Genomic DNA, 10,305 nt, shown 5'->3' with positions numbered 1-10,305 from the left:
GCCCGCGGACGGCGGACCGGCGGGCTGCCCGGCGGCCGGGCGCGGGGGCCGCGGCGGCGGAGGGCCGGGCCGGTTGGCCTGCCCCCGAATGCCGGGCGCGACGCTCCACTGCACCGGCACGGACGGCCGCCCCGCGGACGCCGGCGCCTGCGGCCCGGACGGGTGCCCGGGACCGGGCACGTAGCCGGGCGGGGTGGGGCGCGGAACCGGGCGCGGTGCGGGCCGGCCGACGGGGGCCGTCAGCGCCGACCTGAGCGCGGTCGCGAACTCCTTGCAGGTGGCGAACCGCTCTTCCGGCGTCTTGGCGAGGCCACGCGCGACCACCGCGTCGACGGCGGGCGGCACGCCGTCCCTGATCTGCGAGATGCGCGGGGGCGGGGCGTTGAAATGCGCGTCGATCACCGCGTCGGTGCTCGCGCCCGTGTAGGGCACCTTGCCCGTGATCAGGTGGAAGAACGTCGCGGCCAGCGAGTACTGGTCCGAGCGCGGGTCGAGCTCCTCGCCGCAGAGCTGCTCCGGGGAGGCGTAGGCGAGCGTCGCGAGCACCGTGCCGACCGCCGTGAGCTGCGAGGTGTCCTCGCCGCCCTTCGCCACGCCGAAGTCGGTGAGCAGCGCCCGCCGCTCGTCGCCGTCGTCCTCGTCGTCGGCGGCCGTGACCAGGATGTTCGCGGGCTTGATGTCGCGGTGGAGCATCCCTTCGCGGTGCGCCCGGTCGAGCCCGCGGCCGATCTGGCTGACGATCTCGACGGCCACCGCCGGGTCCAGGCCGCCCGGGTTGCGCTTGAGCAGCACCGAGCAGTCGTCACCCTCGACGTACTGCATCGCGATCCACAGGCGGGCGCCCTCGGTGCCGCGGTTGTAGATCGTGACGACGTTCTGGTGGTCGAGGCGGGCGGCCAACTCGGCCTCCCGGAGGAAGCGTTTGCGGAAGGCCACGTCGCCCGAGTAGCCGGCGCCCAGCACCTTCAGCGCGTCGTACCGGGGCAGCTCGGGGTGCTTGGCGAGGTAGACGGAGCCCATACCGCCCGAACCGAGGCGCCGCTCGATCCGATAACCGGCGATCACCGTCCCCGGTGCGAGTTCGTCACTCATGTCCGTCGCTTCTGCCCCACATCGTCCGTTCCGTCGGGCACCAGCGTAACCCGCTCGCGGTCCCTCGCCGCGGCGGCGAGGCATTCGGCGACTCGCGCGTCAGATCTCGACGCCCTCGAACTGGGCCCGGTAGAGGCCGGCGTAGTGCCCGCCCGACGCGAGCAGCTCGTCGTGCGACCCCTGTTCGACGATGCGCCCGTGATCCATCACGACGATGACATCCGCGTCGCGGATCGTCGACAGGCGGTGCGCGATGACGAAGCTGGTGCGGTCCGCCCGCAGCGCGCGCATCGCGCGCTGCAGGAGCACCTCGGTGCGGGTGTCCACGGAGCTGGTCGCCTCGTCGAGGATGAGGATGGCCGGTTCGGCGAGGAAGGCGCGCGCGATGGTGATGAGCTGGCGTTCGCCTGCGGAGACGCTCCCGGACTCGTCGTCGAGCACGGTGTCGTAGCCGTCGGGCAGGGAGTGCGCGAACCGGTCGACGAAGGTCGCGCGGGCGGCGGCGTAGACCTCCTCGTCGGTGGCGTCGAGCCGGCCGTACCGGATGTTCTCCCGGATCGTGCCCTCGAAGAGCCAGGTGTCCTGCAGCACCATGCCCATCCGCCGGCGCAGGTCCGCGCGCTCGACCTCGGCGATGTCGACGCCGTCGACGGTGATCCGCCCGCCGCTGAGCTCGTAGAACCGCATGATCAGGTTGACCAGGGTGGTCTTGCCCGCGCCGGTGTGACCGACGATCGCGACGGTGCGTCCGGGCTCGGCGACCAGGTTCAGGCCCTCGATCAGCGGCTCGTCCGGCTTGTACCCGAAGGAGACGTCCTCGAACGCGACCCGGCCGCGCGTGGGCTCGGGCAGCGTCCCGGGCCGCTCCGCCTCCTGTTCCTCGGCGTCGAGGATCGCGAAGACGCGCTCGGCGGAGGCCACGCCCGACTGGAGCATGTTCACCATCGACGCCAGCTGCGTGACGGGCTGGGTGAACTGCCGCGAGTACTGGATGAAGGCGACGACGTCGCCCAGGCTCATGCCGCCCGCGGCCACCCGCACGCCGCCCACGACGCAGACCGCGACGTACTGCAGATTGCCGACGAACATGCTGATCGGCATGACGAGACCGGAGAGGAACTGCGCCTTGTAGCTCGCGTTCATCAGCGCGTCGTTCTCCTGCGCGAAGCGCTCCTGCAGCGCGTCGTCGCGGCCGTAGACGGTGACCAGGTCGTGGCCGGTGAAGGCCTCCTCGACCTGCGCGTTGAGCGAGCCCGTCGACTTCCACTGCGCCACGAAGTGCTCCTGGCTGCGCTTCATGATCTGCCCCGCGAAGATCACGATGAGCGGTATCACGACCACCGCGACGGCGGTGAGCAGGGGCGAGACGATGAGCATCATGATCAGCACGCCGATCACGGTGAAGGCGGAGACGATGAGCTGGCTGAGCGCCTGCGTCAGGGACTGGCCCAGGTTGTCGATGTCGTTGGTCACGCGCGAGAGCAACTCGCCGCGGGGCTGCTTGTCGAAGTAGCCCAGGGGCAGCCGGTTGAGCTTGTCCTCGACCTCACGCCGCAGCGAGTACATGACCCGCTGCACCGCGCCGTTGAGCAGGAAACCCTGCGCGTACTGCAGCAGGGCGCTCGCCACGAACAGCCCGATCACCCACGCGAGGATCGTTCCGACGCGCTGGAAGTCGATGCCCGGCCCCTGCTGCAGTTGCGAGCGGAAGCCGTCGTAGATCGCGTCGACGGCGGTGCCGATCACCTTGGGGGCGATCACCGCGGCGGCGACCGAGCCGATCGACAGCAGCACCGCGGCCGTCACCGCCGCGCGCTGTTCCCGCAGCCGGCCCAGCAGTCGCTTCAGCGAGGGCCAGAAGGTCATCGGTTTCTGGGTGGGCGAGCCCGCCGTCGCCGCGGCGGCGGCCCGTGCTCCGGGTCCGGTCATGCTGCGCTCCCCGCCGTCGCCTGGCTGCCGGCGATCTCCTGATAGGTGGGACAGGTCTCGAGGAGTTCGGCGTGGGTGCCGTGACCGACCACCTCACCGTCCTCGAGCACGAGGATCTGGTCGGCACCGGCGATCGTCGAGATGCGCTGACCGACGATGAAGACGGTGGCCTCCCTCGTGTACGGCCGCAGCGCGGCGCGCAGCTTCGCGTCGGTGGCGAGGTCGAGCGCGGAGAAGCTGTCGTCGAAGAGGTAGATCGCGGGCTTCGCGACGAGCGCGCGGGCGATCGCGAGCCGCTGGCGCTGGCCGCCGGACACGTTGGTGCCGCCCTGGGCGATCGGCGCGTCGAGGCCGCCCAGCTCGGCGACGAAGTCCTCCGCCTGCGCGATGCGCAGGGCCTCGGCGAGCTCGGCGTCGGTCGCGTCGGGGTTGCCGAAACGCAGGTTGCTCGCGACGGTCCCGCTGAACAGGTAGCCGCGCTGCGGCACCAGCCCGACGTGTCCCCACAGGGCGTCGGCGCGCAGGTCCCGCACGTCGACGCCGTCGTAGCGCACGGCCCCCGAGGTCGCGTCGAACAGCCGCGCCAGCAGGTTGATCAGCGTCGACTTGCCCGCGCCGGTGGACCCGATGATGGCGACGGTCTCGCCCGGCCGGGCCGTCAGGTTCACGTTCTGCAGCACCGGCTTCGCGGCGCCCGGGTAGCACATCGTCACGCCGTCCAGCTCGACGGCGCCGGTGATCGCGGGCAGCGCATCCGGCTTCTCCGGCGGCGCGACCGTGGACGTGGTGGCGAGCACCTCGGTGATGCGCTCGGCGGCGACGGACGCGCGGGGCACCATCATCACCATGAAGGTCGCCATCATGACCGACATGAGGATCTGCATCATGTACTGCATGTAGGCGGTGACCGCGCCGATCTGCGTGCTGCCGTCGGCGACGAGGTGCGCACCGAACCACCACACGGCGACGGTCGAGAGGTTGAGCACCAGCATCACCCACGGGAACATGACCGCCATCAGCCGCATCACGCGGACCGAGGCGTCGGTGAGGGCGGTGTTGGCGGCGTCGAACCGCTCCCGCTCGACGGGCTCGCGGACGAAGGCCCGGATCACCCGGACACCCGCGAGCTGCTCGCGGAGCACCTGGTTGACCGCGTCGAGGCGGGTCTGGACCACGCGGAAGCCGGGGATCATCTTGGCGATCACCACGCCCAGGACGGCGCCGAGGACGGGCACCGCGACCACCATGAGCCAGGCGAGACCCGGCTCCTCGCGCACCGCCATGACGACGCCGCCGATCGCCATGAACGGGGCCTGGATCATCATCGACAGCGACATCAGCACGAGCAGCTGCACCTGTTGCACGTCGTTGGTGGTGCGGGTGATGAGCGAGGCCGCGCCGAAGCCGGAGACCTCGCGGCCGGAGAAGGTGCGGACCCGGCCGAACAGGGACCGCCGGGTGTCGCGGCCGAAGGCCATGGCGCTGCGGGCCGCGAAGTAGGTGGCGCCGCCGGCGGCGATCACCTGGAACAGCGTGATGACCAGCATCACCCCGCCCATGCGCCAGATGTAGCCGGTGTCGCCGGGGGTGACGCCGAGGTCGATGATCTTGGCGTTGATGCTGGGCAGTACCAGGTTGGCGACCACGCTGACGAGTTGGAAGGCGGCCACGGCGAGCAGCCACGGCCGGTAGGGCCGCAGGTGCTCGGTGATCAGTTTGAGGAGGGTCACTGGGGGCTGTTCCTTGCTGCGGATTCCGTGGTGGGCGGGGCTGAGATGCCGTCGAGCAGGACGTCGACGATGCGCTTCGGCGACAGGACGTGCCCGTCGCTGATGTGGGGGTGGCTGCCGGAGAAGGTGAGCAGGCGCAGCAGGTGGATCGCCTCGTCGGGCGGGACGGAGAGCCGGCCGGCGTCGTCGCCGATGACGCCGCGGAGCCGGGCCGCGAGCGCGGGACCGCCCTTCGCCCGACGGTGCGCGTCCTCGTCGCGCCGGTGCGGCGGCGCGACCAGGCCGAGGGCGTCCATGAGGCCGAAGATCTGTTGGAATCGGGCCTGGACGAGCTCGGTGAACCGGTAGAGGCGCTCGCGCAGGGGCTGTTCCGGGTCGATGGCGTCGATCTCGGCGAGGAGCGGCGCGGGATCGAAGGACTCGGCCATCACCGCGTCGAGGAGGTCCTCCTTGGAGTCGAAGATGCGGAAGATGGTGCCCTCGGCGACGCCCGCAGCGGCGGCGATCTGCTTGGTGGTGGGCACGGCGCCGTGCTCGAGCACCGCGTCCCGCGTCGCGGCGATCAGCGCCGCGCGCCGCTCCTCCGCCGGGAGGTGCGGCGCGCGAGGTCGAGGGTCATGAGCCGCGGGCACGAACCCGAGGCTACAGATGTGAGCGCCCACTCACAATTGAGTATCCGCTCGCCCCGGGCGAATCGGTCGATTGCGGGCGTGCGGGTCTAGCGCGCCGGCACCGGACGATCGTCCGGGCCCGGCCCGACCGTGGCGGTGGCCGACGGGAGCAGGGCGGAGACGCCGAAGCGCGCGCCCGCGCGCGGGAGGACCTGGACGGACCGCACGCCCGGCCGGCCGGCGGCGGCGCGCAGGGCGTCGCCCGTGCCCCACACGATCACGCCCACCACCGCGGGCCCGCCGGCGCGCAGGCGGGACGCCGTGACGCGCGCGATCGCCGCGCCGCGGTCGCCGGCCGCGACGAGCGTCGGCATCGCCAGCGCGGCCAGTTCGTTCACCGCGAGCACGCCCTCGAGGGTCTGGCCGGGCGGCACCGACGCCGTGGGGGTCTGAACGCCGGGGATCCGCACCCGGACCAGCACGCGGCCGACGCGATCCAGGCCCGCGGCGCGGGTCCACACCTCGTCCGGCGTCCACTCGGTCGCCGGGGAGATCAGCGCCCAGCGCCGCTCCCCCGCGGGTGCCGCCGCCAGCGAGGCGCGGGCTTCGTCGAGGTACTCGGCGACGGCCTGACCGGCCTGCGGGCCGAGGCGGTCACCGTCGGGCCGCGCCTCCCGGACCGGGGTCGCCGATCCGAGCCAGAACGCCAGCATGAGGGCGACCGCGAGGAGCGCGGCCCAGCCGGCTGCCCCGCGGGCGGTCTCCGTCCGGCTCACGCGTCCCGCAGGACGTCCAGGGCGTGCTGCAGGTCGTCGGGGTAGGGCGAGGTGAACTCCACGTACTCCCCCTGCGTGGGGTGCGTGAAGCCCAGCGTGCGGGCGTGCAGCCACTGCCGGTCCAGGCCCAGCTTCTTCGCGAGCACCGGGTCCGAGCCGTAGGTCGGGTCGCCGCAGCACGGGTGGTGCAGCGCCGCGAAGTGCACGCGGATCTGGTGCGTGCGCCCCGTCTCGAGGTGCACGTCCAGCAGCGTCGCAGCCTGGAACGCCTCGATGGTGTCGTAGTGCGTGATCGACGGCTTGCCGTCCTTGGTGACCGCGAACTTCCAGTCGGAGCTGCGGTGCCGGCCGATCGGCGCGTCGATGGTGCCGGACATCGGATCGGGGTGCCCCTGCACCAGCGCGTGGTACCGCTTGTCGACGGTGCGCTGCTTGAAGGCCCGCTTGAGCACCGTGTACGCGCGCTCGGAGACGGCGACGGCCATCACGCCGGAGGTGCCCACGTCGAGGCGGTGCACGATGCCCTGGCGTTCGGGCGCTCCCGAGGTGGAGATCCGGAAGCCGGCGGCGGCGAGACCGCCGATCACCGTCGGGCCGGTCCAGCCGACCGAGGCGTGCGCCGCGACGCCGACGGGCTTGTCGACGACCACGATGTCGGCGTCGGAGTAGAGGATGTCCATGCCCGGCACCGGCTCGGCGACGATCTCCAGCGGCCGCGCGGGCTCGGGCAGCGTCACGTCGAGCAGGGCGCCGGCGTGCAGTTTGTCGGACTTGCCGACCGCGACCCCGTCCAACGTGACGGAGCCCTCCGCCGCCAGCTCGGAGACGACGGTGCGCGAGAGGCCCAGCAGGCGGGCGACGCCCGCATCGACCCGCAGGCCGTCGAGGCCGTCGGGGACGGGGGTGGTGCGCGACTCACGCATCGGGCGCCTCCGCTCCGGGGGTGCGGCTCTCCTCGGCCGGGGCCTGCTCCGGGGTGCGCGGGCGCTTCTCGCCGAAGCCCTCGTACGGATCGCGCCCGAACAGGGTCAGCGCGATGAGCAGCACCGCGGCGACGCTGATCGCGCTGTCGGCGGTGTTGAAGACGGGGAACCAGTCACCGACGGAGAAGAAGTCGATGACGTGCCCGCGGAAGACTCCGGGCGCGCGGAAGATCCGGTCGGCGAGATTGCCCAGCGCGCCGCCGAGCACGAGGCCGAGGCCGAGGGCCCACGTCAGCGAGGTCAGCTTGGACCCCATGCGCACGATCCACACCACCACGCCGATCGCGATCAGCGTGAGCACCCAGGTGTACCCGGTGGCCATCGAGAAGGCGGCGCCGGGATTCTTGACGAAGTGCAGGCTGAACGGCCCGAGCACGGGGATCTGCTCGCCGTAGGTCATGTGCCGGACCACCGTGGTCTTGGCGGCCAGGTCGATGAGGAAGACCGCGACCGCGACCACCGCCAGGAGGAGGCGCGGGTTCCGATACCAGCTCGGCCGCGCGGTTGCAGGGGAATCCATGACTCCATCATCCACTACGGTGGCGGTGTGCATGGCAAGCGGTTGCGGCTGGTCCCGGTAGTGGTGGCGTCGACGGCGGTGCTCGTCACCGCCCTCGCGGGGTGCGGGGACGGTGCCTCCACCGACGCCGGCGCCTCGTCGTCGTCGCCCGCGGCGCCCGTCCGGCAGTCGGTCGCGGCCCCCGCTGCGGCGGCGGGCTGCGCCGCGAACCCGCCGGCGCTCCCGGGCCACGCCGTCACCATCGACGTGCCACCGGCGACGATCGCCCTCGACTCCCCCGGCACCGGCGCGGCGCGCCCGCTGGCGGTCCGCCCCACGGCGGTCGCGGAGTACGCGCTGTTCACCAACTCGCTGCAGGTCTCCCAGGTGGCCGGCGAGCAACCTTCCGGCGGCAACCGCGACGTGACGCTGCCGCTGACCGCGCAGCCCGCGTGCGCCGACCCGCTCGAGGTGTATCTGTTCTTCGATGCGCCGCAGTCCACGGACGCCGCCACGACGAAGGCGCTCGAGGTGGAGGCGGGGTCCGTCGCGCTCGTCACCCTGGCCGCGAGCGGCGAGGTCCGCTCGTTCACACTGGCCGCGCCCCCCGGCGTCTCCTCGGAGGCGCAGACCGCCTTCGAGCAGGCCCTGCTGCAGACCTTCCTCCGGTTGATCCCGCTGCCGGCCGAACCGGTGGCCCCCGGTGCGACGTGGACGGTCACCCGGTCCATCCGCGCGGACAGCACCTTGACCCAGACGATGCAGGTGACCCTCGGCGGCACCCTCGAGCGGCCCGAGCTCAAGGCCAGGGTCGACGAGTCCCCCGACGACTCGGTCTTCCGCGTTCCGGGAAGCGGCAGCACCCTGACCATCGAGAGCTACACGTCCGAGGGCAACGGCACCGTCGAGCTCGATCCGGCGCGCGCCTTCGCGCAGGGCGGGGTGCAACTCGAGGGCGGCCGCACGCTGATCGGCGACGATCCGGCCAAGAAGCTGACGCAGAAGACGGGCAGCGTCTACCGGTTCGGGCCCAAGTAGCGGGTCAATCGCAGGAGGACGAGTCGCGCCCGACCTGGACGATCATCTCGCACGCGTAGGAGCGCTGCAGCTTCCACCGTCCCCCGTCGAAGGCGAGGGAGGCGTACGCGAGCTGGTTCGTACCGCCCATGAGCACGGAGAACTGCGCCTTCGCCAGGCCGGGCTGTTCCAGCACGGGCCGGCCGATCTGCCAGCTGACCTGAGGGTTGTCGCTCCGGAGCTTGACCAGCTCGTCGAACAGCGGGCGGTCGGCGGGGGTGGCGCCCTGCACCAGCTGCAGCTTCTCCGCCAGCGGGACCTTCGGGTCGACCGCCCGGTTCAGCATCTCCTCGAGTTGCTGCGTCGACGGCGCGCGGTCCGGCGTGCTCGACGGCGCTTCCGCCACCGAGCTGGAGGTGGCCGACGGGGTGCTCGACCACGATTCGGTGTTCTCCCCACCGCAGGCACCGCAGGCCAGACCCACGAGTACCACGGCGGGGATGACGAGGACCCGTCCGCGCATCGGGAAGTCCACCTCCATTCGGCCGCTGCGTCGCGGTCTCCACTATGCCAAACGCGGCGCGGTGCGCGAGCGGACGCCGAGCCCGGCGTGCGATGCTGCTGGCATGCCTGAAGTGATCGTGCTCGCCACCGGCGGCACCATCGCCAGTCGCCACGACGACGCCGGCGCCGCGGTACCCACCGACGCCGGCGCTGCGCTGGTGGAGACCGCCGGCGCGGTGCCCGGGGTCGACGTGACGGTCCGCGACGTGACGGCCGCGGACTCCTCCGCCCTGACGCTCGGCCAGCTCGACGAGATCCGCGCCGCGGTCGCGGACGCACTCGCCGACCCGGACGTGGCGGGCGTCGTGGTGACGCACGGAACGGACACCATGGAGGAGACCTCGCTCCTGGTGGACCTCACGCACGCCGATCCGCGGCCCGTCGTCTTCACCGGCGCGCAGCAGCCCGCCGACTCCCCTGACGCGGACGGTCCCGCGAACCTCGCGGAGGCGATCGCCGTCGCCGCCGATCCCGCGTACCGGGGGCTCGGGGTGCTGCTCTCGTTCGCCGGGCAGGTGCAGACGGTGCGCGGGCTCGCGAAGGTCTCCACGGTCGCACCGCAGCCCTTCGCCGGCGGCCTGCCGGTGGCCGCACTGGAGGGCACCGCGCCGCACCGCCTGCTGACCAAGCCGGCGCCGATCGCCGACGTGCGCGTGGACGTCGTCGCGTCGTATCCGGGGGCCGACGGTGCCCTCGTCGACGCTGCCGTCGGGGCCGGGGCCCGGGGGATCGTGCTGGCGGGCACCGGGAGCGGGAACACGACAGCGGAGCTCGCGGCCGCGGTGCGGCGCGCGCTGGAGGCGGGTGTCGTCGTGGTCGTCTCCACGCGGATCGCGTCCGGCCCCGTCGACGCGGCGTACGGAGGGGGCGGCGGCGCGGCCGATCTCGTCGCCGCCGGGGCGCTGCTCTCCCGGCGGCTGCGGCCCGGGCAGGCGCGGATCGTGCTGCTCGCCCTGCTGGCCGCCGGCGTGGGCCCGCGGTGGATCGCGGCGTATCTCGGGCGGTAGGGCTCGGTCCTCGGCGAGGGTAGTCGGTGGCCGGCGTGCGGGAGAAGCGGATCGGGTTGCGCACCTGGTCGATCGCACCCTCCCCGACGGGCGCGCA

At 72.7% G+C, this 10,305-nt stretch carries 10 protein-coding genes; 2 read left to right on the top strand and 8 right to left on the bottom strand.

The annotated features are described in order from the left end of the window. The 7 genes from FK529_RS11120 to lspA all read right to left on the bottom strand — a co-directional run. A partial coding sequence (locus FK529_RS11120; protein WP_146561024.1) for a serine/threonine-protein kinase occupies positions 1-1,092 on the bottom strand: 1,092 nt, incomplete at its 3' end. A 99-nt stretch (positions 1,093-1,191) separates the two neighbouring features. Further along, a complete protein-coding gene (locus FK529_RS11115) occupies positions 1,192-3,021 on the bottom strand; it encodes an ABC transporter ATP-binding protein (protein ID WP_146561023.1) in 1,830 nt (609 codons plus the stop codon). Next, entirely contained in the window at positions 3,018-4,751 is a 1,734-nt protein-coding gene (locus tag FK529_RS11110) for an ABC transporter ATP-binding protein (RefSeq protein ID WP_146561022.1), read from the bottom strand. The genes FK529_RS11115 and FK529_RS11110 overlap by 4 nt, the downstream gene beginning before the upstream one ends. After that, the gene (locus FK529_RS11105; RefSeq protein WP_158635098.1) at positions 4,748-5,383 is read right to left on the bottom strand and encodes a TetR/AcrR family transcriptional regulator; all 636 of its coding nucleotides are present in this window, start codon (positions 5,381-5,383) and stop codon (positions 4,748-4,750) included. The genes FK529_RS11110 and FK529_RS11105 overlap by 4 nt, the downstream gene beginning before the upstream one ends. Before the next feature lie 86 nt (positions 5,384-5,469). Further along, positions 5,470-6,138: a hypothetical protein gene (locus FK529_RS11100; RefSeq protein WP_146561020.1), complete on the bottom strand. Its 669-nt coding sequence runs from the start codon at positions 6,136-6,138 to the stop codon at positions 5,470-5,472. Continuing rightward, on the bottom strand, positions 6,135-7,061 hold the full coding sequence (locus tag FK529_RS11095) for an RluA family pseudouridine synthase (RefSeq protein WP_146561019.1): 927 nt from the start codon (positions 7,059-7,061) through the stop codon (positions 6,135-6,137). Before FK529_RS11095 ends, FK529_RS11100 begins: the two co-directional genes overlap by 4 nt. Further along, a complete protein-coding gene (gene lspA, locus FK529_RS11090; protein WP_193559688.1) occupies positions 7,054-7,641 on the bottom strand; it encodes a signal peptidase II in 588 nt (195 codons plus the stop codon). The genes FK529_RS11095 and lspA overlap by 8 nt, the downstream gene beginning before the upstream one ends. A 27-nt stretch (positions 7,642-7,668) precedes the next feature. On the opposite strand from lspA, the gene FK529_RS11085 reads away from it, so the two are divergent. Next, positions 7,669-8,658 (top strand): hypothetical protein, encoded by a 990-nt coding sequence (locus tag FK529_RS11085; protein ID WP_146561017.1) that lies wholly within the window; start codon positions 7,669-7,671, stop codon positions 8,656-8,658. A gap of 4 nt (positions 8,659-8,662) precedes the next feature. Here FK529_RS11085 and FK529_RS11080 read toward each other — a convergent pair whose 3' ends face one another. Continuing rightward, the gene (locus FK529_RS11080; protein WP_146561016.1) at positions 8,663-9,178 is read right to left on the bottom strand and encodes a WKL family lipoprotein; all 516 of its coding nucleotides are present in this window, start codon (positions 9,176-9,178) and stop codon (positions 8,663-8,665) included. Positions 9,179-9,263: 85 nt separating this feature from the next. Between FK529_RS11080 and FK529_RS11075 the strand changes: the two genes are divergently transcribed. Next, positions 9,264-10,208 (top strand): asparaginase, encoded by a 945-nt coding sequence (locus tag FK529_RS11075; RefSeq protein WP_146561015.1) that lies wholly within the window; start codon positions 9,264-9,266, stop codon positions 10,206-10,208. Positions 10,209-10,305: the final 97 nt, after the last annotated feature.

Origin of the sequence: Tsukamurella asaccharolytica, assembly GCF_007858435.1 — a bacterium.
Lineage (GTDB): Bacteria > Actinomycetota > Actinomycetes > Mycobacteriales > Mycobacteriaceae > Tsukamurella > Tsukamurella asaccharolytica.
Note: the sequence above shows the minus strand (reverse complement) of the source record. Positions and strands in the feature narration are given on the sequence as shown.

What these genes read in the sequence shown, in the direction of transcription:
- FK529_RS11095 (WP_146561019.1), bottom strand. Translation starts at nt 7,061, where the DNA reads ATGCGTGAGTCGCGCACCACCCCCGTCCCCGACGGCCTCGACGGCCTG.
- FK529_RS11115 (WP_146561023.1), bottom strand. Translation starts at nt 3,021, where the DNA reads ATGACCGGACCCGGAGCACGGGCCGCCGCCGCGGCGACGGCGGGCTCG.
- FK529_RS11075 (WP_146561015.1), top strand. Translation starts at nt 9,264, where the DNA reads ATGCCTGAAGTGATCGTGCTCGCCACCGGCGGCACCATCGCCAGTCGC.
- FK529_RS11080 (WP_146561016.1), bottom strand. Translation starts at nt 9,178, where the DNA reads ATGGAGGTGGACTTCCCGATGCGCGGACGGGTCCTCGTCATCCCCGCC.
- lspA (WP_193559688.1), bottom strand. Translation starts at nt 7,641, where the DNA reads ATGGATTCCCCTGCAACCGCGCGGCCGAGCTGGTATCGGAACCCGCGC.